25 protein-coding genes, 1 pseudogene and 1 riboswitch are annotated in these 25,022 nt (G+C 69.7%); of the genes and pseudogenes, 25 read left to right on the plus strand and 1 reads right to left on the minus strand.

All coding sequences use genetic code 11. The annotated features are described in order from the left end of the window. Nucleotides 1-35 precede the first annotated feature (35 nt). The 3 genes from ACGFNV_RS36835 (at nt 36) to ACGFNV_RS36845 (ending at nt 2,751) form a co-directional block, all read left to right on the plus strand. Nucleotides 36-317 (plus strand): hypothetical protein, encoded by a 282-nt coding sequence (locus ACGFNV_RS36835; protein WP_393628680.1) that lies wholly within the window; start codon nt 36-38, stop codon nt 315-317. After that, nucleotides 317-1,786, plus strand: a complete 1,470-nt coding sequence (locus ACGFNV_RS36840) for an MFS transporter (RefSeq protein ID WP_393628681.1) — start codon at nt 317-319, stop codon at nt 1,784-1,786. The genes ACGFNV_RS36835 and ACGFNV_RS36840 overlap by 1 nt, the downstream gene beginning before the upstream one ends. 239 nt (nt 1,787-2,025) lie before the next feature. Then, nucleotides 2,026-2,751, plus strand: coding sequence for a vanadium-dependent haloperoxidase (locus ACGFNV_RS36845; RefSeq protein ID WP_393628683.1), 726 nt, complete (start codon nt 2,026-2,028; stop codon nt 2,749-2,751). A gap of 25 nt (nt 2,752-2,776) precedes the next feature. On the opposite strand, the gene ACGFNV_RS36850 is transcribed toward ACGFNV_RS36845, so the two are convergent. After that, entirely contained in the window at nt 2,777-3,274 is a 498-nt protein-coding gene (locus ACGFNV_RS36850) for a GNAT family N-acetyltransferase (protein ID WP_393628685.1), read from the minus strand. Between the two features lie 140 nt (nt 3,275-3,414). Between ACGFNV_RS36850 and ACGFNV_RS36855 the strand changes: the two genes are divergently transcribed. The 22 genes and pseudogenes from ACGFNV_RS36855 to ACGFNV_RS36960 all read left to right on the plus strand — a co-directional run. After that, nucleotides 3,415-4,245, plus strand: coding sequence for a class I SAM-dependent methyltransferase (locus tag ACGFNV_RS36855; protein WP_393628687.1), 831 nt, complete (start codon nt 3,415-3,417; stop codon nt 4,243-4,245). Between the two features lie 1,144 nt (nt 4,246-5,389). Beyond that, entirely contained in the window at nt 5,390-6,286 is an 897-nt protein-coding gene (locus ACGFNV_RS36860) for a TauD/TfdA dioxygenase family protein (protein ID WP_393628688.1), read from the plus strand. Further along, on the plus strand, nt 6,283-7,176 hold the full coding sequence (locus tag ACGFNV_RS36865; RefSeq protein ID WP_393628689.1) for an ABC transporter permease: 894 nt from the start codon (nt 6,283-6,285) through the stop codon (nt 7,174-7,176). Before ACGFNV_RS36860 ends, ACGFNV_RS36865 begins: the two co-directional genes overlap by 4 nt. Then, nucleotides 7,173-7,904 carry an ABC transporter ATP-binding protein gene (locus ACGFNV_RS36870; protein ID WP_393628691.1) on the plus strand — a complete coding sequence of 244 codons (732 nt, stop codon included), beginning with the start codon at nt 7,173-7,175 and terminating at the stop codon, nt 7,902-7,904. The genes ACGFNV_RS36865 and ACGFNV_RS36870 overlap by 4 nt, the downstream gene beginning before the upstream one ends. 42 nt (nt 7,905-7,946) lie before the next feature. After that, nucleotides 7,947-9,005, plus strand: a complete 1,059-nt coding sequence (locus ACGFNV_RS36875; protein ID WP_393628692.1) for an aliphatic sulfonate ABC transporter substrate-binding protein — start codon at nt 7,947-7,949, stop codon at nt 9,003-9,005. Then, nucleotides 9,002-10,330, plus strand: a complete 1,329-nt coding sequence (locus tag ACGFNV_RS36880; protein ID WP_393628694.1) for an LLM class flavin-dependent oxidoreductase — start codon at nt 9,002-9,004, stop codon at nt 10,328-10,330. The genes ACGFNV_RS36875 and ACGFNV_RS36880 overlap by 4 nt, the downstream gene beginning before the upstream one ends. Nucleotides 10,331-10,436: 106 nt before the next feature. Continuing rightward, complete coding sequence (locus tag ACGFNV_RS36885) at nt 10,437-11,147, plus strand: ABC transporter ATP-binding protein (protein ID WP_393628696.1); 711 nt, start codon at nt 10,437-10,439, stop codon at nt 11,145-11,147. Continuing rightward, the gene (locus ACGFNV_RS36890; protein ID WP_393628698.1) at nt 11,144-11,956 is read left to right on the plus strand and encodes an ABC transporter permease; all 813 of its coding nucleotides are present in this window, start codon (nt 11,144-11,146) and stop codon (nt 11,954-11,956) included. The genes ACGFNV_RS36885 and ACGFNV_RS36890 overlap by 4 nt, the downstream gene beginning before the upstream one ends. A gap of 27 nt (nt 11,957-11,983) precedes the next feature. Next, nucleotides 11,984-13,588, plus strand: a complete 1,605-nt coding sequence (locus tag ACGFNV_RS36895; protein ID WP_393628700.1) for an FAD-dependent oxidoreductase — start codon at nt 11,984-11,986, stop codon at nt 13,586-13,588. Beyond that, complete coding sequence (locus tag ACGFNV_RS36900) at nt 13,585-13,917, plus strand: 4Fe-4S binding protein (protein ID WP_393628702.1); 333 nt, start codon at nt 13,585-13,587, stop codon at nt 13,915-13,917. The genes ACGFNV_RS36895 and ACGFNV_RS36900 overlap by 4 nt, the downstream gene beginning before the upstream one ends. A gap of 430 nt (nt 13,918-14,347) precedes the next feature. Continuing rightward, nucleotides 14,348-14,458, plus strand: coding sequence for a putative leader peptide (locus ACGFNV_RS36905; RefSeq protein WP_333750322.1), 111 nt, complete (start codon nt 14,348-14,350; stop codon nt 14,456-14,458). 128 nt (nt 14,459-14,586) lie between these two features. Further along, nucleotides 14,587-15,477 (plus strand): glutathione S-transferase C-terminal domain-containing protein, encoded by an 891-nt coding sequence (locus tag ACGFNV_RS36910; protein WP_393628703.1) that lies wholly within the window; start codon nt 14,587-14,589, stop codon nt 15,475-15,477. 38 nt (nt 15,478-15,515) lie between these two features. After that, a riboswitch (SAM riboswitch) is annotated at nt 15,516-15,624 on the plus strand. 327 nt (nt 15,625-15,951) lie between these two features. Continuing rightward, nucleotides 15,952-16,932: an amino acid ABC transporter permease gene (locus tag ACGFNV_RS36915; RefSeq protein ID WP_393628705.1), complete on the plus strand. Its 981-nt coding sequence runs from the start codon at nt 15,952-15,954 to the stop codon at nt 16,930-16,932. Continuing rightward, nucleotides 16,929-17,726 (plus strand): amino acid ABC transporter ATP-binding protein, encoded by a 798-nt coding sequence (locus ACGFNV_RS36920; RefSeq protein WP_393628707.1) that lies wholly within the window; start codon nt 16,929-16,931, stop codon nt 17,724-17,726. Before ACGFNV_RS36915 ends, ACGFNV_RS36920 begins: the two co-directional genes overlap by 4 nt. Before the next feature lie 71 nt (nt 17,727-17,797). Then, nucleotides 17,798-18,826, plus strand: a complete 1,029-nt coding sequence (locus ACGFNV_RS36925; protein ID WP_393628709.1) for a transporter substrate-binding domain-containing protein — start codon at nt 17,798-17,800, stop codon at nt 18,824-18,826. Between the two features lie 88 nt (nt 18,827-18,914). Next, a complete protein-coding gene (locus ACGFNV_RS36930; protein ID WP_393628971.1) occupies nt 18,915-19,640 on the plus strand; it encodes a GNAT family N-acetyltransferase in 726 nt (241 codons plus the stop codon). 59 nt (nt 19,641-19,699) lie between these two features. Continuing rightward, on the plus strand, nt 19,700-19,786 hold the full coding sequence (locus ACGFNV_RS36935) for a putative leader peptide (protein ID WP_319193969.1): 87 nt from the start codon (nt 19,700-19,702) through the stop codon (nt 19,784-19,786). Between the two features lie 77 nt (nt 19,787-19,863). After that, entirely contained in the window at nt 19,864-21,108 is a 1,245-nt protein-coding gene (locus ACGFNV_RS36940; RefSeq protein WP_393628711.1) for an LLM class flavin-dependent oxidoreductase, read from the plus strand. A gap of 20 nt (nt 21,109-21,128) precedes the next feature. Then, a complete protein-coding gene (locus tag ACGFNV_RS36945; protein WP_393628713.1) occupies nt 21,129-22,538 on the plus strand; it encodes an NtaA/DmoA family FMN-dependent monooxygenase in 1,410 nt (469 codons plus the stop codon). Beyond that, on the plus strand, nt 22,535-23,626 hold the full coding sequence (locus ACGFNV_RS36950) for an LLM class flavin-dependent oxidoreductase (protein WP_393628715.1): 1,092 nt from the start codon (nt 22,535-22,537) through the stop codon (nt 23,624-23,626). The genes ACGFNV_RS36945 and ACGFNV_RS36950 overlap by 4 nt, the downstream gene beginning before the upstream one ends. Further along, entirely contained in the window at nt 23,619-24,764 is a 1,146-nt protein-coding gene (locus tag ACGFNV_RS36955) for an LLM class flavin-dependent oxidoreductase (RefSeq protein WP_393628716.1), read from the plus strand. The genes ACGFNV_RS36950 and ACGFNV_RS36955 overlap by 8 nt, the downstream gene beginning before the upstream one ends. Continuing rightward, a pseudogene (locus ACGFNV_RS36960) lies at nt 24,671-24,971 on the plus strand (monooxygenase); the annotation flags it as partial. The gene ACGFNV_RS36955 and the pseudogene ACGFNV_RS36960, both read left to right, overlap by 94 nt. Nucleotides 24,972-25,022: the final 51 nt, after the last annotated feature.

The raw sequence follows: 25,022 nt of genomic DNA on the forward strand, positions 1-25,022 counted from the left end.
ACCCCGTCGCAGGCACCCGAGGAGCACGATCCGCCATGCGCCGCAGCACCGTCCTCCGGCTCGCCGCCACCTCAGCCCTCGCCGGCCTGGTCGCGACCGCCTGCGGCACCGGCGCGGCCGACGACCCGGCGAACACGGGGCCGAGCAGCCAGGACCCCGAGCCCACCGCCATCTTTCCGTACTTGCGGGGCAGCCTGGGCGCCTTCGCCGAGCGCGTCATCCCCGAGCTGCGCCGCCGCAGCCGGTTCCGCACCCACTACACGGGCCGCACACGGCGCGATCACCTGGGCCTGCCGCGGCCGTCCCGGCGGGCGTAGTGCTCCCGGGAGAAGACCGCGTCGCACGGCGGGTGCTGCTGGTGTGCATGGCGGCGGGCGCGACGACCCTGCTGGACCAGGCTGTCCTCAACATCGCGGTCCCGAGCATGCGCCAGTCGCTCGGGGCCACCGGGGCGGACGTCCAGTGGATCGTGGCCGGGTACTCGCTGGCCTTCGGCCTGGCCCTCGTCCCCGGTGGCAGCCTCGGTGACCTGCATGGGCGCAAGCGTCTCTTCATGGCCGGGGTGGCGGTCTTCCTCCTGGCCGGGGTGACGGCCGCGACCGGAGGTGAGCCGGGGACCCTGACCGGTGCCCGGCTGGTCCAGGGTGCTGCAGCCGGGCTCGTCAACTCGCAGGTGATCGGCACCATTCAGGATGTCTTCCACGGTCCGGCCCGTGGGCGTGCGCTTGGCCTGTACGCGGTAACCGGCGGCGTGGCCACGGCCCTCGGCCCGCCACTCGGCGGTGCGCTCGTCGCCGGACTCGGCCCCGAGGTGGGCTGGCGGTGCTGTCTGTTGCTGAGCACTCCGTGCGCCGTACTCACCCTGATCCTCGCGGCCCGTTGGCTGCCTCCGCCCAGGCGCACCGCCCGCAACTCACGGCTGGACGTTCTCGGCCTCGGTCTGCTCTGCGGCGGCACGCTGACGCTGATGGTGCCCTTCATCCGCACCCCGGACGGCGGGGGAGAGGCACTGCTGTGGGGCATCGCGGTGGGGGCGCTGGCAGCTGTCTTCGCCGTGCACCAGCGCCTACGGGTGCGGCGGGGCCGTCAGCCGCTGGTGCACCCCGCGCTGACCTCGTCGAAGCCGTACAGGCTGGGCACGGCCGTCGCCATGGCCCAGTTCGGCTCCTCACTGGCCGCGTTCCTCATACTCACCGTCTTCCTGCAAAGCGGCCTCGGTCTGTCCGCTCTGCTCACGGCGGCGGTCACCCTCCCCGGGGCGGTCGGGATGGGCATCTCCTCGGCCCTCGCCTGGCGGCTCGTGCGACGGATCGGACCGCGTACGGTGACTGTCGGCCTGGCCCTGGGCCTCGGTGCCGCCCTGACGGGAGCGGTGGTCGCGCTCTGCGTGCCGGCGGAGGCGCTGCCGATGGCACTGGCCGGGACGCAGCTGATGTCCGGCACCGCCGGAGGGCTCACCGTCTCGCCCAACCAGACCCAGGTGCTGCAGCATGCGCCGGCCGAGGCTGCGGGAGTGGGCGGCGGCGTCCTGCAGATGGCCCAGCGCATCGCGGCGGCCATCTGCCTCAGCGCCGTTCCGGCGGTCTATCTGCACGCCGCTTCCGGTCCCGCGGGAGACGGTCAACCTCGGACCGGGTACGCGCTGGCCTCCTGTGTCTGCGCGGGCCTGCTCGCCGTGGCCCTGCTGCTGTCCTCGCGGCGCGGCACCGCCCCGCCGTCTCGCCTGTCCGCAACCGCGTCGGAGCACCACGCCGGCGCGGTTCCCCGCTCCAAGGAATGGACCTGATCCCACGTGGCGCGGGCGCCACACCTCGCCCTCTTCATGCCTCAGCGGCTCTTTCACCCCTACCGAAACCGAAGGAGATCACGTGAGTTCGACCAGAATGCGGCCCGCCCTCGTAGTCCTGGGTGCGGCAGCGCTGTTGACCGCGTCCGTCGCCGTTCCACAGGCCTCGGCGGCCGGCGTACGTTGACGTCCCTCGCCTGGTACGACGCCACCGCCGAGACCATCGCGGTGGCCCGGGCGTGTGGCAGCCGACGCCGCCCGCGTACGCACCGGCGGCCCAGTACGGCAATCGTCTGGCCAAGCCGTTCCTGCTCAGAACGCAGAGCCAGTTCCGGCTCGGGCCTCCGCCCGCATTGGACTCCGAGTGGTACGCCGCCGACCTCGAGGAGCTGCGGGCGTACGGCGCCGCGGAGAGCACGGTGCGCAGCGCCCACCAGACCGAGACCGCCGCATTCTGGCTGGGCATATCCTTCACCCTCTACACCGAGCCGCTGCGGGTGGCGCTCTCGCGCACGGACCAGGGGATCGCCTGGCAGGCGCGGCTGGTCGCGCTCTTCCACGTGGCGCTGGTGGACACACAGATTGCCACCTCCGACAGCAAGTACGCCTACGAACGCTGGTGTCCCGTCACCGCGATCCGCACCGGCACCATCGACCCCGACCCGGACTGGACGCCGCTGCACACCACCCCCGCTCATCCGGACTACCCCAGCGGCCACAACACCTATGCGGGCGCCGCACAGACCGTGCTGTCGGCGCTGGTCGGGCCGCGTACCGCCCCGTTCGAACTGACCAGCCCCACCGCGCCCGGGGTGACCAGGACGTACACCGCCTGGAAGCAGCTCTCGGACGAGAACGTGGACGCCCGGTCTTCTCCGGTATCCACACCCGGTCGGCCGACGAGGCGGGGATCACGCTCGGCACGAACGTGGCACGGTACGTCCTGCAGAACGAAAGCCCGTTGATCTTCAGGACTCACCGGCGAGTACTTCAGGCACTGGCTGGCTTGTCCAAGGAGTACACCGCGACCGGATTCCCGAACAGTATGTCCTCGCGCAGAGGGGCGAAGCCAAGCCGTTCCGCCACCCGCACCGAGGCGGTGTTCCCAGGACGAATCATCGAGATGAAGTAGTCCACGTCCAAGGTTGTGAACCCCCATGCCAGACACGCACGGGCTGCTTCGGTCGCATAGCCATGGCCCCATGTCTCGGCCTTCAGCGTCCAGCCGAGTTCCACCTCGTCGAAGATCTTCCAGTAGTTCAGCCCCACTCGGCCGATGAACTCTCCGCTGGACTTCAGCTCAACGGCACACAACCCGTGACCCCGTTCGGCCCACTGCTGTTCCACCGAGGCCAGCCGTTCCAACGCTTGCTGGTGCGAGTAGGCGCCGACGAACTGGTTCACCCGCTCATCGGCATGGAGCGAAACGAACGCGCCTACGTCCTCGACGCGAAGAGGCCGCAGTAGGAGTCGTTCCGTCTCGATCACCCGACCAGCCTATCCACACCGCCATCGTCACACCCGGCCATGTCCCCGGGCCGTCAACTCAAGACTCCGCGGTGCTGGATGAGCGGAGGGCGACTCACAGGCCGCCGCCTGGTGAAGCAGGCCCGTGGGAGGGTTGCCGCATGGCCAACGAGGTGGGTTTCCAACCAGACCTGTATCAGGGCACCGCCACCTACTACGACCGCTTCCGGCTTTCCTACCCTGACGCGATGCTCACCGACCTGAGCCGCCGCACGTCCCCATCCGGGCATGGACGTCTGCTGGATCTGGCCTGTGGCACCGGCCAGCTCGCCTTCCCGCTACGCGACCGGTTCGCGGATGTGTGGGCAGTGGACGCTGAATTCGACATGACGCACGTGATCCGCGCCAAGGCAGCCGCCACCATGGACACGGCCCACTTCCGGGCCATTACCGCCAAAGCTGAGGAATTGGACATGGAGGCGGGAAGCGTCGAACTGATCGTCATCGGCAACGCCTTCCACCGCCTCCGCCGTGACCTGGTCGCCCAACGTGCCCTCACTTGGCTCGAACCCGGCGGTTACCTGGCTCTCTGCTGGTCGACGAGCCCATGGGCCGGTCCTTTGGCCTGGCAGCAGGCATTCGAAAGTCTCTTGCGCAGGTGGCAGGAGACCCTGGGCGCAACGAGCCGGATTCCGCCCGGCGCTGAGCAACAGCGACAGGCGGACCCCGACCAGGACGTGCTCTCCCGCGCCGGCTTTGCTCCCGCCGAACGGCACCAGTTCACGGCCGAGCATCACTGGACGATCGTCGAACTCGCCGGGCACGTCCGCTCGACATCTTTTCTGCCCCCGTCTGTGCTCGCGGACCGCGCCCCTGCCTTCGATGTCGACCTCATGACCGAACTCGGCCCGTACGCGATCGATGGCCGCCTGACAGAAACGGTCAGCTTCGCCTACGACCTAGCCCGCAAGCCCGCCCCGGCCACCGACTGACCGATCGCCGCCCACGGTGGCCTCCTGTCGTCGGCGTGGTGTTCAGCACGCAATACACGTTCACCCGAGGATCGAAAACACCTGCTGGGCGTCACGGTCAGTTGCTCGCCGCCCACGGTGTTCACCACAAGGTCGATGCCATCGGGCGCCGCCGCGCCTAACCGCCGGATGAACGTGGGGAATCGGTCGCCGGGCACGACCATCGAGGCGTAGCCCAGCTCGGTGCACAGCCGGTCGAGTCGGCTGCGGCCACCAGCGCGGGCTCGTGCCTCCCGAGCAGGTGCGTGACGGCGTCTCCCGGTTACAGTGGGCTGCCCGCGCCCGCGGCGACGACCTCGCCGACGGCCGGGCCGAAGAGCACGTCACCGGCGCGGATCGGCGGTAGCGGTACCGCCTCGGGCTCCCCTCCGATCACGGTGCGCAGCCTGGGGAAGACAAGAAAGTACCGGGCTCGGACGAAGACTTGCCCGGGCCGGGCGCTGGCAGTGGCTGTGCGACAACGGCGAAATGCTCAGGACCGGGCAGCCCCTCAGGGACGGTGACGAGCCGGACCTCACGGGTGGCGGAGGGCAGGGAAGCGGCCATGGGAGGCTCTTGATCGGGGGAAGCGGGCCGAGCGCGGACGCCCCCGGCCGGCGGGGGCGCGCAGACGCTAGCCCATGACGCGCACGTCAGGGGCAAGTGCGGCGTCCTGTGCGATCTCCACGACCAGGTGGAGGAGTTCTCCGTGTCCGCAATGCAAGACCTGTCCGGAAAGTTATTGACCGACGTGGTGGACCTCTGCTGAACTCCCGTCTTATGAACCCGCGCGTGGACCTCACTCGGCGGCGCCACATCGATCTGGCGCACGTCTCCAGCGCGTTTTGTTGTCGCTGACGCGGCAAGGGATCGTCGTATCCATCTCCTGAGGGCTCCCCTCTCCTGTCATCTCCTTCTCGTATGAGCCTGGAGCCTGTTCGCGCGCCGACGCGGTCGCTGAGAACGCGGCTGTAGCGGTCCTGCGACCACGCGTCTTTTCTCCGGCCGGCCCAGTCCGGTGTTCCGCGCGGTCGACCAGTCCTGCTCAGGACCCAATCCCCTTCACTCGACTCCCCGTTTCCCAGCACCCCTTGGCGTGCCCATCTGCCCCGGGAGGGATCCCCTCATGCCTCCGTCCATCCGAAAGCTCACCGGCCGCATCGGCGCGGTCGTCGAGGGCGTCGACCTCGCGGCGCCACCCGACCTCTCGACAGTCACAACGCTCCGAGACGCCCTCAACGCGCACAAGGCGATCGTGTTCGACGACGTGCAGCTCGACAACGCCGGTCAGGAGCGCGTGGCCGGGTGGTTCGGCGAACTCACCACCGCCCACCCGAACGTGCCGGCCGCCGAAGGCACGACGAATGTCCTCGCCGTCGACAGCGCGACGTCCAAGGCCAACGAGTGGCACACGGACGTCACCTTCGTGGTCAACCCGCCGCAGCTCACCACGCTCCGGTCCATCGTGACCACGCCCTACGGCGGCGAGACGCTCATCGCCAATGCCGCCGCGGCCTACCGCGACCTGCCCGAACCGCTGCGCGTCCTCGCGGACACGCTGCGCGTCGTGCACACCAACCAGTACGACTACGCCCGCCCCGCAGCCACGACGGCGCAGCGACAGGAGTACGACCGGGCCTTCGTCTCGACCCCCTACGAGGCTGAGCACCCGGTCGTGCGAGTCCATCCTCTGACTGGTGAACGCGGGCTGTTCATCGGCGGGTTCGCCAAGCGGATCGTCGGCCTGTCGAGCAGCGACTCGGCCGATCTGCTGCGCATCCTCCAGTCGTATGTGACCCGTCAGGAGAACATCCTGAGCTGGACCTGGTCCCCGAACCAGCTGCTGATCTTCGACAACCGGATCACCCAGCACTACGCGGTGGACAACTACGACGACCACCCGCGCCGCCTCAACCGGGTGACGATCGCAGGAGAGGTGCCGACCGGTGTCGACGGCCGCCGCAGCGAGCAACTGGTCGGCGACGCCTCGCACTACAGCAGCGTGCTGGCGGTGGCGGCATGACCGAGCTCAGCCTCAAGGCGCCTGCCGTCATCAAGGACCCGGACGCCGAGACGACGAGTGCGCGGGAACGCGAGGTGTTCCTGCCGCGCGACGCCCGCCGCCGGACGCTGCTCAGCACACTTCGCGAGCGCCTGCGCTGGCCGCTGGGCATCTACACGACTCCGGTCGCGATCCTCATCGCCTGGGAGATCCTCGCCCGGGCCGGAGCGGTGTCGAAGACCTACGCCCCCGCGCCGACGTCGATCGTGAAGTCCGCCGCCAATCTGTGGCAACAGGGTGTCCTCGGGCCGGACTTGGCCATCTCGCTGCAGCGGGCCGGTATCGGTCTCGCGATCGGTCTGACAGTGGGCATCGTCAGCGGGGTGCTCGGCGGACTGCTACGCAGCGGGGAGTACCTGTTCAACGGCTTGGTGCAGGTGCTGAACACGATCCCGCTCCTCGCAGTGCTGCCGCTGATGATCGTGTGGTTCGGCATCGACGAGCTGACGAAGGTGCTGCTGATCTCCTTCGGTGCCGGTGTCCCGATGTACCTCAACCTGTTCGCCGCGATACGGGGTGTCGACCAGCGGCTGATCGAGATGGCGCGCACGACGGGCGCTGGCACCTGGCGTCTGGTGACGCGCGTTCTGGTGCCCGGAGCCCTGCCGGGATTCCTGGTCGGCCTCCGGTTCTCCCTCGCGTACAGCGTCCTGGGCCTGGTCGCCGCCGAAACGGTCAACGCGGACAAGGGACTTGGCTTTCTCATTACTCAGGGGCAGACGTATCTCCAGACCAACCAGGTCTTCGTGGGGCTGGTGATCTATTCGCTCCTCGGTCTGCTCGCCGACCAGTTCGTCCGGGCTCTCGAGCGGGTGCTGCTGCGGTGGCGACCCAGTTATGAGGCGTCATGAGCAGCACGATTGCGACGGAGCCCCGTCGCCAGACCGGGGTCGTCGTCGAGCAGGTGGTCCGTAGGTTTGGTGACCGAGTGGTGCTCGACCACCTCGACCTCACCATCGCCGACGAGGAGTTGGTGATCCTGCTCGGTCCTTCGGGCTGCGGCAAGAGCACCCTGCTGCGGCTGCTCGCCGGCCTTGACCGGCCCGATGGCGGGCGCGTGGAGGTCCCGGCGCGGCGTGCGATCGTCTTCCAGGCCGACCGGCTGCTGCCGTGGCAGCGGGTACTGCGCAATGTCACGCTCGGCCTGCACGGGTCCGACGCGGAGCAGCGGGCCCGCGACGTGCTCGCCGAGGTCGGCCTCGCGGGCCGCGAGAAGGCATGGCCCAAGGAGCTCTCCGGCGGCGAGGCCCAGCGGGTCTCACTCGCGCGGGCGCTGGTCTCCGAGCCCGAACTCGTGTTGCTCGACGAGCCGTTCGCCGCCCTTGACGCCATCACACGGCTGCGCATGCACGACCTCGTACGCGCGCTGCGGACCAAGCATCAGGCGGCCATGCTGCTCGTCACCCACGACGTCGACGAGGCGATCGCCCTGGCGGACCGCATCGTTGTCATGAGCAACGGCGGCATCGGTACCTCGCACGATGTGCACCTCACCGCCGCGGACCGTGAGGCGAGCGTCGCACGCGAGGAACTGCGCGCCCGGCTCCTGGAAGACCTCGGCCTGGCCGGCCAGCACTGACTGTCCGAACACCTTCACCCAGCACAGAAAGCACGACAACCCATGCGAAAGAGAACCACGAGACTCATCGGCGCCGTCGGCTCGCTCGCTCTGGCGAGTACCCTCGTCGCCTGCGGAGGATCGTCGTCGGACACCGCCGCGCCGCTGAGCAACGCTGCCGACGCGAGTGATGCCAAGCACCCCGAGTGGAGCAAGTACACCTTCACCATCGGCGACAACGGCGGTGACGGCAGCCAGGAGCTGGCGAAGGTCACCGGCGTGTTCGACAGCGCGCCTTACAAGGTGAAGTTCGCCCGGTTCACCTACGGTCCGCCGCTGGTGCAGGCCGCCGCCTCGGGCGACATCGACCTCGGCAGCGTCGGCGACGTACCGCCGATCACCGGCGCCGCGAAGGAGTACGGCTTCAAGGTCGTCGCCGTCAACCGCTCGCTCACGCCCACCCAGTCGAACGAGAACATCATCGTGCCGAAGGGCTCGCAGCTGAAGACGGCCGCCGACCTCAAGGGCAAGAAGATCGCTGTCCCGCAGGGCAGTTCGGCCCACGGTCTGGCCCTGAACGCGTTGAAAAGCGTCGGTCTCACCCCCAAGGACGTGAAGCTGGTCTTCCTCGACCCGGCGGCCGGCGCCACGGCGTTCAACACCGGGAAAGTGGACGCTTGGTCGATCTGGAACCCGCAGTCGGCGATCGCGGTCAAGAACGGCGCGCGGATCCTGGTGAAGGGCCTCCCGCCGATCGACCAGACGAGCAGTTACTACGTCGCGAGCGACACGTCGCTGAAGGACAAGACCAAGCGTGCGGCTCTGACGGACGTCCTGAAGAGGCTGTCGCGAGAGTTCGCCTGGGCCGTCAAGAACCCCGCCACATACGCGCAGGCGTTGTCGAAGGAGCAGGGCATCCCGCTGGACGACGCCAAGGCGTCCCTGGCCGCCTACTCGAACCGGGTGACTCCGGTGGAGAAGGCGGACATCGAGCTGGAGCAGAAGCTCGCCGACGCCTTCCTGGAGGCGGGCCAGATCACCAAGAAGGTCGACGTCCCGTCGATCGTCGACAACCTCCTCCCGGCCGGTTACGACAGCTCGAAGCTGAAGGTCACCTCATGAGCGCGGGACGACGGCAACTCCACCTCAACGCCTTCCTCATGGAGGCGGGCCACCACGAGGCAGCGTGGCGGCTGCCGCACAGCAATCCCCGCGCGGACTTCGACCTACGGCACTGGATCGAGCTGGCGCAGCTGGCCGAGAGCGCCAAGTTCGACTCCCTGTTCCTCGCGGACGGCCCAGCCCTCATCGGCACCGGCGAGTTCCGGCCCCCGGGCCAGCTCGAGCCGCTGACGCTGCTGACCGCGCTGTCCCAGGCGACCAGCAGGATCGGCCTCATCGCCACCGTGTCGTCGACGTACAACGAGCCGTACAACCTCGCCCGCCGGCTCGCGTCCGTCGACCACGTCAGCGGCGGCCGCGCCGGCTGGAACATCGTCACCTCTGCGGGCGCCGACGAGGCGGCCAACTTCGGCCTCGACGACCGCCCCGGTCACGCCGAGCGCTACGCTCGCGCTGACGAGTTCCTGAAGGTTGCCAAGGCGCTGTGGGACAGCTGGGAGTCCAAGGCCGTCGTCGCGGACCGGACCACGGGACGTTACGCCGACCCTGCGCGGCTGCACCGGCTCGGCCATGAGGGCAGGTACTTCAAGGTGGCCGGCCCGCTCAACGTCGAGCGTCCGCCGCAGGGTTACCCGCTGCTGGTCCAGGCGGGCTCCTCGGAGGACGGCAAGGACTTCGCGGCACGGCACGCCGAGGCGATCTTCACTGCGCACACGACGTACGAGCGTGCGGCCGGCTTCTACGCCGACATCAAGGCACGGACCAGGGCCGCGGGGCGGGACCCGGACGGCGTCATCGTCCTGCCGGGCATCGTCCCGTACATCGGCTCGACCGAGGAGGAGGCCCGGGCGCTTGCGCGACAGTTCGATGAGCTGCGCGTTCCGGAGTACGGGCTGCGTCAGCTGGCCGGGGTGTTCGAGACCGAGCCGTCGGTCTTCGAACTCGACGCTCCGCTGCCGAAGTTCATCCTGGCGAGGCCGAAGCTGGAGGGCTCGCAGAGCCGTTCCGACCTGATCATCGATCTCGCGGTGCGCGAGCAGCTGACGGTTCGGCAGGTCATCTCCCGGCTCGGGGGCGGACGCGGTCACTTCGAGTTCGTGGGCACGCCCGAGCAGGTGGCGGACACGATGATCGCCTGGTTCGAGGGCGGTGCGGCGGACGGTTTCAACATCATGGCCCCCGCGCTGCCGTCGGGCCTTTCGGCCTTCGTCGAGCACGTGCTGCCGATCCTGCGCGGCAAGGGGTTGTTCCGCGAGGAGTACGAAGGCACGACCCTGCGGGAGCACTACGGGCTCCCGGTGCCTGCGAACCAGTTCCATGGCTGACCCGCATTCCGGGCCTGATCCGCTTCCCACAGCTGGCCCGCTCGCGGCTCCCGCCGCTTCCACTTCCCGAAGCGGCGGGAGTCCGCCCGCGCTGCGGGTCGAGGGCTTGCGCAAGACGTACGAGGACGGCTTCACTGCGGTGGCCGGGCTCGACCTGGAGATACCGGATGGCGCTTTCTTCGGGCTGCTCGGCCCGAACGGCGCCGGGAAGACCACGCTCATCGGCTCGGTGTGCAACATCGTGCGCCCCAGCGCCGGCACTCTCTCCGTCTTCGGGCACGACCATCGCAGCCGTCAGGCCCGCAGACTGCTGGGTCTGGCCGCGCAGGAGATCAACGTCGACCGGTTCCTGTCCATCCGGCAGATCCTGGTCTACCACGCGGGATACCACGGCATCGGCCGGAGGGCGGCCGCCCGGCGTGCGGACGAACTGCTCGCCTTGTTCCGCCTCGACGACAAGGCCGACGTGCGCGCCTACGAACTCTCGGGTGGCATGCAACGGCGCCTCGTCCTCGCGCGGGCCCTCATGCACCGCCCCCGTCTGCTCATCCTCGACGAGCCGACGGCGGGCGTCGACATCGAGCTGCGCTCGGAGATCTGGCGCGTCGTCAAGGGCCTCAACGCGGCCGGCACCACGGTCCTGCTGACGACACACTACCTGGAGGAGGCGGAGACCTTGTGCGACGAGATCGCGCTGCTGCGCGCGGGCCGGATCGTCGACCGCGGCTCGGCAGCCTCGCTGCGGGAGCGGTACGCGGCCCGGGACATCTCGGAGGTCTACGAACGGGTGATCACGGCTGAGGGGGTGGCCTCGTGAGCAGCACCGAGTCGCCGGCCCTCCCGGCGTACGACGAGTCCTTCCGGGCGGAGCGCTCACCGTTCCTGTGGTTCCTGGAGCGCGAGGTCCTGCGTTTCCTCAGGATCTGGCGCTACAGCGTCGTCGGCCCGGTGCTGTCGACCGTGCTGTTCGTCGTGGTCTTCGGATCGGCTCTCGGTTCGCACGTCGACACGATCGACGGCGTCGGCTACGGCAGCTTCATCGTGCCCGGCCTCTTCGCCCAGGCGATCGTCAACGTCGGCTTCTTCAACGGGACGACCAGTCTGTTCGAGGCCCGCCGGGACCAGTACATCAACGATGTGTTCGCGAGCCCGCTCAGGTGGTGGGAGATCAACGCGGCACTGGTGGGCGCCGGTGTCGCCCGAGGCGTCGTCGTCGGTGCGGGTGTCCTGGTGGTGGCCCTGCCCCTCACCCACGGCGGCGCCCCGGCCCGCCCCGTCGTCCTGCTGTTCGGCACGCTCGGGGTGCTCCTGGTCGCCGCGCAGGTCGGCGTGATCGCGGGCGGTCACGCCAGGTCCCTCGACCATGTCTACTCCATGGAGTCGATCATCCTTCTGCCGCTGGGCTTCCTCGGCGGCGTCTTCTACTCGGTCCACCAACTGCCGCCGTTCTGGAACTACGTGAGCCACCTCGACCCCGTCTTTTGGCTGGTCCAGGTCGAACGGATCGGGTTCCTCGGCAAAGGCGACGTCAGCGCCGGCTGGGCACTAGCCGTGGTCTGGGGCCTGGCGGCGACGCTGACATCCTGGTCGGCCGCGATGTTCGCCACCGGCCGCCTCAAACCCTGACCCCCGTACGGGAAGGAACGCAACGCCATGACGAGCACCGAACCCGAACAGGCCCTGTCCACCGACGTGTTGGTGATCGGCGGCGGCCCCGCAGGCACCTGGGCAGCGATCAAGGCCGCTCAGGCGGGAGCCGACGTCGTCCTGGCCGACAAGGGATACACGGGCGCGAGCGGAGCGACCGCATCCGTCGGCACCGGCATCTGGTACGTCGACGACGTCCCCGAACTGCGCGAAGCCGCCATGGCGAGCCGTGAGGCACTGGGCGGATTCCTCGCCGACCGGGACTGGATGGCGCGCGTCCTCGACGAGACGCACGCGCGCATGGACGAACTGGCCCGCATCCAGCGCTACCCGTTCCCCGTCGACGTCCACGGCCGACAGCTGCGCGGCGACCTCCAGGGGCCGGAGTACATGCGCCGACAGCGCACCCGGGTACAGCGGCTGGGCGTCCGCATCCTCGACCACACCCCGGCGCTGGAGCTTTTGACCGACGCCGACGGCGTCGTCTCGGGGGCGCGGGCGCTGGACCGTACGACCGGTGAGACCGTCCGCATCGAGGCCGGGGCCGTGGTGCTCGCCGCTGGGGGATGCGCGTTCCAGTCAAAGACGCTCGGCTGTGACGTCAACACCGGGGACGGCGCCCTGCTGGCCGTCGAGGCGGGGGCGCAGCTGTCCGGAATGGAGTTCTCCAACGCCTACGCCATCGCCCCCAAGGGCACGTCACTGACCAAGACCGCCTACTACTCGTGGGCGACCTTCTACCGCGCCGACGGCTCGGTGCTGGACGGCGCGGCCAGCAAGGGCGGCCGGTCAGCGATCGCCAGGACCCTGCTCACGGAGTCGGTGTACGCCCGGTTCGACCGGGCTGCACCGGACGAGCAGCGGGCGATGCGCAAGGGGCAGCCGAACACCTTCCTGGTCTTCGACCGGCTGGGCATTGACCCGTTCACCGACCTGTTCGAGATCACCTTGCTCGCCGAGGGCACGGTTCGGGGGACGGGTGGTGTGCGCATCGCCGGCCGCGACTGCTCGACCGACGTCCCCGGTCTGTACGCGGCCGGCGACACCGCGACCCGCGAGCTGATCTGCGGCGGTTTCACCGGCGGCGGCAGCCACAACGCCGCGTGGGCGGCGTCCTCGGGCAGCTGGGCGGGCCGGGGCGCCGCCGCGTTCGCCATCGGGCGCGGCCGTCCGGGCCGCGCTGTGCGCCCAGTGGGGACGGCGGGCCTGCGCCCCACCGGCGCGGTGAACGTCGGCCACCGCGAGGTCGTCGCCGCCGTGCAGCGCGAGGTCCTGCCGTACGACCGCAACTACCTGCGGCACGCGGACCGTCTGGAGCCGGCACTGCGTTCCCTGCACGGGACGTGGTCCGCAGTCCGGGAAGGGCTGGGAGCGAGCGGCGAGGAGCTGTTCCGGGCCAGGGAAGCGGCTGCGATGGTGGCCCACGGCCGCTGGATGTACCACGCGGCGCTGCAGCGCACCGAGTCGCGCGGTATGCACAAGCGGGCTGACCGGCCGGCGCAGGACCCGGCCCAGCACCACCGGCTGCTCACCGGTGGGCTGGACGAGGTCTGGAGCCGCCCGGAGGCGGTGCAACGGCAACTGGTCGCGAGCGGAGGCCGAGTCGCATGATCGAGATCGTCGACCCGGATCGCTGCATCGCCTGCGACCGGTGCACCGAGGTGTGCCCGACGCGCGTCTTCGACCGCGGCCCCGACGGCGTTCCGGTGATCGCGCGCCAGGACAGCTGCCAGACCTGCTTCCAGTGCGAGGCGTACTGCCCGACCGACGCGCTGTTCGTCGCCCCACTGGTGACCGCGGTCGCTCCCGGCTCGCGCTTCCGTGATGTGACAGAGCTCGAGGACTCCGGTCTGCTCGGCGGATACCGGCGTGAGCTCGGCTGGGGCAGGGGAAGGACGCTCGGCGCCCGCACCGCGGTCGGACCGGAGTATCCGGACTGACCAGGGCCTGGATCGTCGCAGGATCCATGCCCAGACTCCTGTAACCCGGCCTAGGACGCCGGACACCGACCCCGAAGAACGACTTGTCGCACGTCGCTCAGATGCTCCGCAAACGGGGACAGGGGATCGCAGATTCCCAACCTGTCGTCCCGATGATGTCCCGACGGTGCGAGGAGACTTCGCGGGCGAGAGCCTGCGGGCCCTTTCGTCTGGGCCTTCTGCGGGTGAGCACGCAGCTCGTCGGCACGTCATCCACGCCGACTCGACACCGTCGCCGCGTCCCGACGGTTGCAGTGGGAAACGTGTGGTGACTGTGTCGAGGAGGGCCGCCGTCCATCGGGGCGTCCGCGATGCGGGACGGCCCTCTTGACGCCGATGTCGGTCGGATCGACACTCACTGAGGGAATCCTAGTGAATGGGTAGGGAAATTATGAGGCGCTTGGAGTCGGTCACCGTCCGAGTGAGCCGTTCGCCTCTTCTGACCTCCCGCCGTCACATCGATCTGCTGCGTGTCTGCAGCGCTATCAACCCCCAGGGCTGAGCCGCGCCCATCCCGCACCGGAGACGCCCTCGGGCGTCGTGCCGTCCGGTGCGTACGGGAGAACTCCGCTCCCTCACCCGACGTCGCTTCCGCCGCGCGTACGTCCGCGCCCGCTCCCGGGGAGAGTCATGACTGTCACACCGCTGGCCGCCCACGCCGACGACCGGCCCGCGTCCGCCTTCCGGGGCCGGATCGGCCGGGACGCGCGCAGCGGCCACTACGCCGTTCCGGGCCGCTACCGCCTCCATCTGTCGACCGCCTGTCCCGGCGGCCTGCGCATCGCCGTCACCCACAGCCTGCTCGGCCTGGACACCGTCTGTCCGGCCACCTTCCTGCCCGCGGTCCCCGACTGCCCCGAGGGCGGCCACTCCGTCCTGCGTCCGTTGTACGAGGCCAGCGCCCACCGGTACCCTGGTCCGGCCGTCGCGCCGGTGCTCAGCGACGACTGGTCCGGGCGGATCGTCAGCACCCACACCCCGGACATCATGCGCGACCTCGACCGCCGGTTTGGCGGCGACCGCCCCTCGCTCTACCCGTGCGGCACGGAGTCGGAGATCGAGGCCGTCGAGCGGATGTGCGCTCAGGGCATCGAACAGGCCGCGCAGCACGCCGGATCGGCCGGTGGCGCGCCGGTGGAACGTGACACGGCACTTGGCATGCTGCTCGAAACGCTTGGGGCCCTGGAACGCTGGATCGAAGGACGCACGTATCTGATCCGCGACGAAATCACCGCCGCCGACGTCGAGTTGTGGGTCGCCCTGGTCCAGCTCGACACCGTCCACCGCAACCACCTCGACGCCTCCGCCGTCCAACGCATCGCCGACCACCCGACCCTGTGGGCCTACGCCCGCCGGCTCGCCGCCCACCCTGCCTTCGGCGGCCACCTCGACCTCGACGGCATCGAACGCCGTCACCACGCCCGCTGCCAGGGCCTGGAGGCCGCCGGAGCGGCCGTCCAGATCCTGGACTGGGCAGCACACGCGGCCCGTCAGCCGTTCCACCTGGTGGACCGGCGTTGACATTCGTTCGGGCAATTGTCTTAACTACGGCCCAGAACGGTCATGAGTGTCAGCAACAAGCCCTGGCTTGCTGACCGGCAACCCTCGCTCCGCGGTGGGGTGCCCCAGGTGACGACCGGACCGAAGACGTTTCGGTAAGCGCGAGGCCCACACGGGCCGGAACAGTGATGGTGACGCCATGTACGCAGCTCTCAGGACGGCCACGCGCCGCTCCCAGGGCTGCGTACAGCCGTACCCGAACCCTCTCGTCGCCGATCGCGCCGTCGATCTGCTCCGCGTGAACAGCGCACTGTGTACCGCACCGGGCTGTGCCCGCTGTCGGGGCTGACACCTCCCCGCAGCCCCCCCGCAATCCCTGACGAACACCGCCCCTGCGGTGTGCCGTTGTCCTCCCCGCCCCTGTTACCTCGCTGTCGCATGCGCCGCCGCATGCCGCCGCGCCGTCCGGGGTGTCCGACCCAGCCGGAGCCCACCATGAGTGAACCCCCTGGCGCCACCGTCACCCTCCCCGAGGCGCCGACCGCCGACCAACCATCGAAAGCCCTCACTGCCCAGCGAGTTCTGCCGCTGCGGCGCCCCGGACGCTGGATCGCCACCGCGGTGGTGCTCGTCCTGGTCGCCCAGTTCGTGCACGGACTGGTCTCCAACCCCTTCTACCAGTGGGACCGCTGGGGCTACTGGTTCCTGCGCCCCACCATCCTCGACGGCCTGCTCATCACCCTCGAAGTCACCGCCTACAGCGCGGTGCTCGGCCTGATCGGCGGCATCGTGCTCGCCCTGGCCCGGCTGTCGAAGAGCCCCGTGCTGCGCGCGGTCAGCTGGACCTACGTCTGGGCGCTGCGCTCCGTCCCGCTCATCGTGGTACTGATCTTCCTCTACAACTTCAGTGCCCTGTACAAGACGTTGAGCGTCGGCATTCCCTTCGGCCCGGCCTTCTTCTCCTTCGACGAGTCGAAGCTCGCCACCGACATGGTCGTCGCCGTGATCGGCCTCAGCCTCAACGAGGCCGCCTACGCGGCCGAGGTCGTTCGCGGCGGAATCCTGTCCGTCGACCAGGGGCAGCACGAGGCGGCGGCGGCGCTGGGCCTGCCGAAGGGCTACCAGTTCCGGAAGATCGTCTTTCCGCAGGCGCTGCGCTCGATCATCCCGAACTACGTCAACCAGCTCATCGGCCTGATCAAGGGCACCTCGCTGGTCTTCTACGTCTCCCTGCTGGACCTGTTCGGCTCCGCGCAGACCATGGGTTCCACCTACCCCGGCGACATCGTGCCGCTGCTGCTGGTCGTCACCGTCTGGTACCTGATCCTGACCAGCGTCGTCTCCGTCGTCCAGTTCTATGTCGAGCGGTACTACGCCCGCGGTGCCACCCGCGGCCTGCCGCCGACGCCGCTGCAGAAGCTCCGCATCGGGCTCACCGGCCTGCGGGAGCGCATCCGCCGGGAGGCCGCCGTATGACCGCCGACACCATCGAGGCCCTGGCGGACGTCGAGGCCGCCACCGTCGAGGTGCACGACGTGCACAAGTGGTACGGCACCCATCGGGTGCTGGACGGCGTGGACCTGACCGTCCGCCCCGGCGAGGTCACCGTGATCCTCGGCCCCTCCGGCTCCGGAAAGTCCACCCTGTTGCGGGTCATCAACCACCTGGAGAAGCCCGAGATCGGCTACGTCAGCATCAATGGCGAGCTGATCGGCGTAAAGCGGCAGGGCGAGCGGCTCAAGGAGCTGAGCGAGCGGGCCATCCTCACCCAGCGCGGGCGGATCGGGTTCGTCTTCCAGAACTTCAACCTCTTCCCGCACCTGACCGTCCTGGACAACGTGGCCGCCGCCCCGGTCGCCACTGGCAGGCTCGGCAAGTCCGAGGCCCAGGAGCTGGCCCGCGAACTGCTCGGCCGGGTCGGCCTCGGCGACAAGACCGGCGCCTACCCGCGCCAGCTCTCCGGCGGCCAGCAGCAGCGCGTGGCCATCGCCCGCGCCCTCGCCCTGCGCCCCGGCGTCATCCTCTTCGACGAGCCCACCTCCGCCCTCGACCCCGAACTCGTCGGCGAAGTCCTCGCCGTCATCAAGGACCTGGCGACCAGCGGCACCACGCTTCTCATCGTCACCCACGAGATCGGCTTCGCCCGCGAGATCGCCGACCGGGTCGTTTTCATCGACGGCGGCAAGATCATCGAGCAGGGCCCGCCCTCCGAGGTCCTCGACAAGCCGCGGCACGAGCGGACCAGGGACTTCCTCAGCAAGGTCCTCTGACCGCCGCCCGCGTAGACCTCCCCCCACTCCGCCCACTCCACCCTCACCACCTCCAGCGACAAGGAACAGCCATGCCCACCCAGTTCACCCGACGCAGCCTGATACGCGGCATCACCGCGGCGACCGCCGTCGCCTCCCTGGCCACCGGGCTCGCCGCCTGCGGTGGCAACAGCGACGCGGCCACCTCCACCCAGGCCGCCGCCAAGTCCGGCGAGGTCGTCATCGGCCAGGTCTCCAACGGCGCCGCCCAGCAGACCTCCATCAAGGTCTCCGAGGTCAAGTCCGTCAGCGCCGAACTCCCCGCCGCCGTCAGGAAGAGCGGCAAGCTGGAGATCGGCATCGGCGCCCTCCCGGCCGGCTTCCCGCCGCTGGCCTACGTGGGCAGCGACCAGAAGACACTCACCGGCGCGGAGCCCGACTTCGGCCGCCTGGTCGCCGCGGTCCTCGGCCTCCAGCCCGAGGTGAAGAACTCCACCTGGGAGAACCTCTTCGTCGGCATCGACAGCGGGAAGGTCGACGTGGCCTTCTCCAACGTCACCGACACCGAGGAGCGAAAGAAGAAGTACGAGTTCGCCTCCTACCGGCAGGACAACCTCGCCTTCGTGGTGCCGAAGAAGAGCACCTGGAACTTCGACGACAACTACGAGAACCTCGCCGGCAAGACCGTCTCCGTCAGCTCAGGCACCAACCAGGAAAAGATCCTCCTGGAGTGGAAGGCGAAGCTGGCCAAGGAGGGCAAGAAGCTCACCGTCAAGTACTTCCAGGACAGCAACAGCGTCTACCTCGCCCTGTCCAGCGGCAAGATCGACGCGTACCTGGGCCCCAACCCCGGCATCGCCTACCACAACCGCCAGGTCGCGAACACGCCCAACGCCACCCGCACCGCAGGCACATACTCCGGTGCCGGCGCGAGCCTGCAGGGCCTGATCGCGGCCACCGCGAAGAAGGACAGCGGCCTGGCCAAGCCGCTCGCCGACGCCATCAACTACCTGATCAAGAACGGTCAGTACGCCGAGTGGCTCAAGGCCTACAACCTCTCCAACGAAGCCGTCGCGAAGTCCGAGGTCAACCCGCCCGGACTGCCCCTCGACAACTCCTGACCATCGCGTGACCGGACTCCACCGCCGCCTCGCGGTGGAGTCCCCGCGCGCCGGACACCCCGAGCCGCACCCCGGAGACTGCCACACCATGTCCGTGACCAGCATCGACGCCAGCTCCTCGCACATCCTGGACAACCCCGCCTGGGCCGCGCTCACCGGCCCCCACGTCCACTTCGCCCAACGAATCGGCCACGCCGCCCGCTACCACCAGGACGTGGCACCCTTCCACGCCCTCTCCGACGAGGACGACCCGCGTGCCTGGGCCGACCTCGCCGCACTCGTCGGCCCTGGCGGCACCGCCGCGGTGCGGGGCGTGACCGAGGCGGCGGTGGGCTGGGAGGTGGTGCGCACCGGACACGGCGTCCAGCTCGTGGACACCGCCCTGCGCGCCGAGCCCGATCCCGAGGCCGTACGGCTCGGCCCCGGCGACGTGCCCGAGATCCTCGACCTGGTCGCCCGCACCGAGCCCGGCCCCTATTTGCCCCGCACCGTCGAACTGGGCACCTACCTCGGCATCCGCCACCAGGGCCGGCTGATCGCCCTGGCCGGGGAGCGGCTGCACCCGCCGGGCTGGACGGAGATCAGCGCTGTGTGCACCGACCCCGCCCACCGCGGCCGGGGCCTGGCCACCCGTCTGGTCCGCGCGGTCGCCGCCGGCATCAGGGAACGCGGCGAACGCCCCTTCCTGCACGCCGCGGCCACCAACGCGAACGCGATCCGGCTGTACGAGTCGATCGGGTTCACCCTGCGCCGCCGTACCGTCTTCTCGCTCGTCCGGCACACCGGGGCCGCCGCGCTGGAAGAAACGGCATAGCCGTGCCGTTGTCCTTGTCGAAGGTGAGTGCATGGTCCGCTCGGACGGAGGTGCGACACGTGACACGTGTACTGCGTGCCGTCCGCCTCCACTCCCGGCCCCACATCGACCTCCAGCGCGTGGCCGGCTCCCTCTGTAGCTCCTGACCCCGTTTCCCCAGCCGCCGTGCGCCCCGACTCCCGCGGGCCGGCGATCTCGTACGGACCTCCAGGAAGGCACCCTCGTGTCCGCAACTCCCGCTGCCCCCCTGCACCTTGCCGTCGCCCTCGACGGCACCGGCTGGCATCCCGCCTCCTGGCGCGAGCAAGTCGCCCGCCCCCGGGACCTGTTCACCGCGGGCTACTGGGCCGACCTGGTCGCCGAGGCCGAACGCGGCCTGCTCGACTTCGTCACCCTTGAGGACGGACTCGGCCTGCAGTCCTCGCTCCCCCAGTCTCGACTTCGCTCGACCGGGGGGACCCCCATCGGTGAGCCGGACGGCCGTACCGATCAGGTCCGCGGACGCCTGGACGCCGTACTGATCGCGTCCCGTATCGCACCCTTGACCCGGCACATCGGACTGGTGCAGACCGTGATCGCCACCCACACGGAGCCGTTCCACATCTCCAAGGCGATCGCCACTCTCGACTACGTCAGCAGCGGCCGGGCCGGCCTGCGCGTGCAGATCTCGCCCCGGCCGCACGAGGCCGCTCACTTCGGTCGCCGCACCTTTCCACCGTTCAGCCTGGAGGGCATCCAGAGTCCGGCCGGGCAGGAACTGCTCACCGACCACTTCGATGAGGCCGCCGACTACGTCGAGGTCGTGCGCCGGCTCTGGGACAGCTGGGAGGACGACGCGGAGATCCGGGACGTGGCCACTGGCCGCTTCATCGACCGCGACAAGCTGCACTACATCGACTTCGAGGGCAGGCACTTCAGTGTGAAGGGCCCCTCCATCACCCCGCGCCCGCCCCAGGGCCAGCCGCTCGTCACCGCCCTCGCCCACCAGACGATCCCGTACCGGCTGGTGGCCCGCCAGGCCGACGTCGGCTACGTCACCCTGCACGACGCCGGCCAGGCCCGCGCGATCGTCGCCGAGATCCGCGCCGAGCAGGAGGCGGCCGGACGCGCCGGTGAACTCGTGCACGTCTTCGGTGACCTGGTGGTCTTCCTCGACGACGAGCCGGCCGCGGCGGAGGACCGCCGTGCACGTCTCGACGCCCTCGCGGGGGAGCCGTACACCAGCGACGCCCGCATCTTTGCCGGTACGCCCGCTCAACTTGCTGATTTGCTGCAGGAGTTGGCGGTGGAGGGGCTGAGCGGCTTCCGGTTGCGGCCCGCCGTCGCCGGGCACGACCTGCCCGCCGTCACCCGGGGCCTGGTGCCCGAACTCCAGCGCCGCGGCGCCTTCCGCACCGCCTACGAGGCCGACACCCTGCGCGGCCTGCTGGGCCTCGCCCGCCCCGCCAACCGCTACGCCACCGCCTGAGCCGGAAGGACCGCACCGACATGAGCAAGCCGCTGAAGCAGATCCATCTGGCCGCACACTTCCCGGGCGTCAACAACACCACCGTGTGGAGCGACCCGAAGGCCGGCAGCCACATTGAGTTCGGCTCCTTCGCCCACTTCGCACAGACCGCTGAACGCGCCAAGTTCGACTTCCTCTTCCTCGCCGAGGGACTCAGGCTCCGCGAACAGGGCGGCAAGATCTACGACCTGGACGTCGTCGGCCGCCCCGACACCTTCACCGTCCTCGCCGCCCTGGCCGCAGTCACCGAACACCTCGGCCTGACCGGAACCATCAACTCCACCTTCAACGAGCCCTACGAGGTGGCCCGCCAGTTCGCCAGCCTCGACCACCTCTCCGGCGGCCGCGCCGCCTGGAACGTCGTCACCTCCTGGGACGCCTTCACCGGCGAGAACTTCCGCCGCGGCGGCTTCCTGCCGCAGGGCGAGCGTTACTCCCGGGCGAAGGAGTTCCTGGCCACGGCGGGCGAACTCTTCGACTCCTGGCACGGCGACGAGATCATCGCCGACCAGGCGACCGGCGTCTTCCTACGCGACGCAAAGGCCGGCTCCTTCGTGCACTCCGGCCAACACTTCGACATCCACGGCCAGTTCAACGTCCCGCGCTCCCCGCAGGGCCGTCCCGTCATCTTCCAGGCCGGAGACTCCGACGAGGGCCGCGAATTCGCCGCATCGAGCGCCGACGCCATCTTCAGCCGCTACGCCACCCTCGAAGGCGGCCAGGCCTTCTACACGGACGTCAAGAACCGCCTCGCCAAGTACGGCCGCCGGCATGACCAGTTGCTCATCCTGCCCGCCGCTTCCTTCGCCCTCGCCGACACCGACGCCGAGGCGGAGGAGCTGGCCCGGGAGGTGCGCCGCCAGCAGGTCAGCGGGGCCACCGCCATCAAGCACCTGGAGTTCGTCTGGAACCGCGATCTGTCCGCCTACGACCCTGAAGGCCCGCTGCCCGACATCGACCCGGACGTCAGCGACAACCACATCTCCAAGGGCCGCGCCCAGGTCCGGATGTACCGCGACCCGCTGGCCACCGCCCGCGAGTGGCGCGAGCTGACCGAGGCGAACAACTGGTCCATCCGCGACCTGGTCATCAACACCGGCAACCGCCAGACCTTCGTCGGCTCCCCGGCGACCATCGCCAAGACCATCAACGACTACGTCCAGGCCGACGCCAGTGACGGCTTCATTCTCGTCCCGCACATCACCCCGACCGGCCTCGATGACTTCGCCGACAAGGTTGTCCCGCTGCTGCAGGAACAGGGCGTCTTCCGCACCGACTACGAGGGCCCGACGCTCCGGCACCACCTCGGCCTCGCCCTCCCCCACTCTCGGCTTCGCTCGAGCGGGGGGACCCCCATGGACGAGGCGTCCGACGAGCGGGCGGCGTCGTGAAGTTCCTCGCGATCACCCTGATCGTGCACCGCCCGGACCCGGTCACCGGGGTGCAGAAGTCCACACACGACCGGTTCCGCGAAGTCCTCGACAACGCCCTGCTCGCAGAGGAGCTGGGGTTCGACGGCTTCGGCGTGGGGGAGCGGCACGAGCGACCGTTCATCTCCTCGTCCCCGACCGTCGTACTGAGCCATGTGGCCGCCCTGACCAAGCGGATCCGCCTGTTCACGGCCGTGACCACGCTCAGCCTGCTGGACCCGGTCCGCGCGTACGAGGACTACGCCACCCTCGACCATCTCTCCGAAGGCCGCCTCGACCTGATCATCGGCAAGGGCAACGGCGCCGCCCAACGCGACCTGTTCAACGTCACGCCCGAGGACCAGTGGGACCGCAACGCCGAGAGCTACGAGACCTTCCGGAAGATCTGGCGCCAGGACAAGGTCATCGCCGACACCCGCTTCCGTCCCCCGCTGACCGACGCCGAGGTGTGGCCGCGGCCGTACCAGCAGCCGGTCCGGGTCTGGCACGGCAGCGCCACCAGCAAGGAGTCGGTCGATCTCGCCGCCCGCTACGGCGACCCGCTGTTCTCCGCGAACGTCACCAACCCCATAGAGCCGTATGCCGAGTTGATCCGCTACTACCGCGAGCGCTGGGAGTTCTACGGCCATGACCCGGCCGACATCGCGGTCGGCGCCGGGACGGCCGGCATCTACGTGGCCCCCACCTCCCAGGAGGCGCTGGCCGCGTACCGGCCGATCTTCGAGTCCAACCTGGCGTTCTTCAGGAAGGCCGGCCTGCCGGTGGTCTTCGAGACCCTGGAGGACTTCGTCGAACGCAGCTCCGCCCTGATCGGCAGCCCACAGCAGGTCATCGACAAGGTGCACCGCTACCACGAACAGTTCGGCCACACCGTGGTGCACCTGCATGCCGACGCGAGCGGGCTGACGGAATCCCAGCACCGGGCCTCGCTCGAGCTGTTCCGGTCCGAGGTCGCCCCCGTGCTGCGTCGGGGGATCCCGGATCCGCCGTTCGCCTGGGGCCCCGTGCTTCCGGCATCACCGATCACTCAGGAGTCCGCCCGTGTCTGACATTACCCTCGGCGTCCTCGACCTGGTCCCGATCTCCTCCGGCTCGACGGCAGCCGATGCCCTGCGCAACTCCATCGACCTCGCCCAGCAGGCCGAGCGCTTCGGGTATGCCCGCTACTGGTTCGCGGAGCATCACCTCAATCCCGGCGTGGCCGGCACGTCACCCGCTGTCGTCCTGGCGCTGACCGCCTCCGCCACCTCCACCATCCGGCTCGGTTCCGGGGCCGTGCAGCTCGGGCACCGCACGGCGCTGTCCACCGTGGAGGAGTTCGGCCTGCTCGACACACTGCACCCGGGCCGCTTCGATCTGGGCCTGGGCCGCTCGGGCGGCCGCCCGCCCGGACAGCCGGCCGTCCCGTTGACGACGGCGACCCCGGTCGTGGACGGCCGCACCCCGAACGGCCTGCTGATCCCGCCCCGCTTCTCCTTCGAACATCTGCTCGGCTCACCCCGCATTGCGCTGCAGCGCAGGCTGCTCCTGCTGCCGGGCGCCGAGTCACAGGACTACGCCGAGCAGATCGACGACATCCTCGCCCTGCTGGCCGGCACCTACCGCTCGCCGGAGGGCGTCGAAGCGCACGTCGTGCCAGGGGAGGGCGCCGACGTGGAGGTGTGGATCCTGGGCAGCAGCGGTGGTCAGAGCGCCGAGGTGGCGGGCGGCAACGGTCTGCGGTTCGCGGCCAACTATCACGTCAGCCCGGCCACGGTCCTGGAGGCGGTGGAGGGCTACCGGTCCTTCTTCCAGCCCTCCGAGTTCCTCGACAAGCCGTACGTCAGCGTCTCGGCGGACGTCGTCGTCGCAGAGGACGACTCAACGGCCCGTGAACTCGCCACCGGCTACGGCCCGTGGGTGCGCAGCATCCGCACCGCCGAAGGCGCCATCGAGTTCCCGACGCCGCAGGAAGCGCGCGCCCACGCATGGACCGACAAGGACCGGGCCCTGGTCCAGGACCGCCTCGACACCCAGTTCGTCGGCTCGCCGGGCCGGGTCGCCGACCAGCTGGAACAATTGCAGGAGGCCACGGGCGCGGACGAGTTGCTCATCACGACGATCACCCACGACCACACGGACCGGGTCCGCTCGTACGAACTGCTCGCGGAGGAATGGCGCCGACGGGGGCACTCCTTCCAGCAGTGAAGGCCCGCGCCGCCGACGTCACCCTGGTTATCGGCAACCAGACCTTCGCAGTGACCGGCGCCCGCGCCACCGCCGCATCCGAGGGCCTGCCGCTTCTGGCGCAACGTCCGCACCCACACCCTCCACGACCCTGTCGCCCACAAGCGGCCAGAGGTCTGGCGCTGGGTCATCGAGGGCGAACTGCCCGAACCGACCTGGTACTCCTGACCGCCCCCAGAGCGCCTCCCCGGCGGAGGCGCCCCCTTCTCCCCGAAAAGA

Origin of the sequence: Streptomyces sp. NPDC048751, assembly GCF_043198595.1 — a bacterium.
In the GTDB taxonomy this organism is placed as follows: Bacteria; Actinomycetota; Actinomycetes; order Streptomycetales; family Streptomycetaceae; genus Streptomyces.

Coding starts and splice junctions, on each gene's coding strand:
- ACGFNV_RS36835 (WP_393628680.1), top strand. CDS start 36: ATGCGCCGCAGCACCGTCCTCCGGCTCGCCGCCACCTCAGCCCTCGCC.
- ACGFNV_RS36855 (WP_393628687.1), top strand. CDS start 3,415: ATGGCCAACGAGGTGGGTTTCCAACCAGACCTGTATCAGGGCACCGCC.
- ACGFNV_RS36860 (WP_393628688.1), top strand. CDS start 5,390: ATGCCTCCGTCCATCCGAAAGCTCACCGGCCGCATCGGCGCGGTCGTC.
- ACGFNV_RS36865 (WP_393628689.1), top strand. CDS start 6,283: ATGACCGAGCTCAGCCTCAAGGCGCCTGCCGTCATCAAGGACCCGGAC.
- ACGFNV_RS36870 (WP_393628691.1), top strand. CDS start 7,173: ATGAGCAGCACGATTGCGACGGAGCCCCGTCGCCAGACCGGGGTCGTC.
- ACGFNV_RS36875 (WP_393628692.1), top strand. CDS start 7,947: ATGCGAAAGAGAACCACGAGACTCATCGGCGCCGTCGGCTCGCTCGCT.
- ACGFNV_RS36880 (WP_393628694.1), top strand. CDS start 9,002: ATGAGCGCGGGACGACGGCAACTCCACCTCAACGCCTTCCTCATGGAG.
- ACGFNV_RS36895 (WP_393628700.1), top strand. CDS start 11,984: ATGACGAGCACCGAACCCGAACAGGCCCTGTCCACCGACGTGTTGGTG.
- ACGFNV_RS36900 (WP_393628702.1), top strand. CDS start 13,585: ATGATCGAGATCGTCGACCCGGATCGCTGCATCGCCTGCGACCGGTGC.
- ACGFNV_RS36905 (WP_333750322.1), top strand. CDS start 14,348: ATGAGGCGCTTGGAGTCGGTCACCGTCCGAGTGAGCCGTTCGCCTCTT.
- ACGFNV_RS36910 (WP_393628703.1), top strand. CDS start 14,587: ATGACTGTCACACCGCTGGCCGCCCACGCCGACGACCGGCCCGCGTCC.
- ACGFNV_RS36915 (WP_393628705.1), top strand. CDS start 15,952: ATGAGTGAACCCCCTGGCGCCACCGTCACCCTCCCCGAGGCGCCGACC.
- ACGFNV_RS36920 (WP_393628707.1), top strand. CDS start 16,929: ATGACCGCCGACACCATCGAGGCCCTGGCGGACGTCGAGGCCGCCACC.
- ACGFNV_RS36925 (WP_393628709.1), top strand. CDS start 17,798: ATGCCCACCCAGTTCACCCGACGCAGCCTGATACGCGGCATCACCGCG.
- ACGFNV_RS36930 (WP_393628971.1), top strand. CDS start 18,915: ATGTCCGTGACCAGCATCGACGCCAGCTCCTCGCACATCCTGGACAAC.
- ACGFNV_RS36945 (WP_393628713.1), top strand. CDS start 21,129: ATGAGCAAGCCGCTGAAGCAGATCCATCTGGCCGCACACTTCCCGGGC.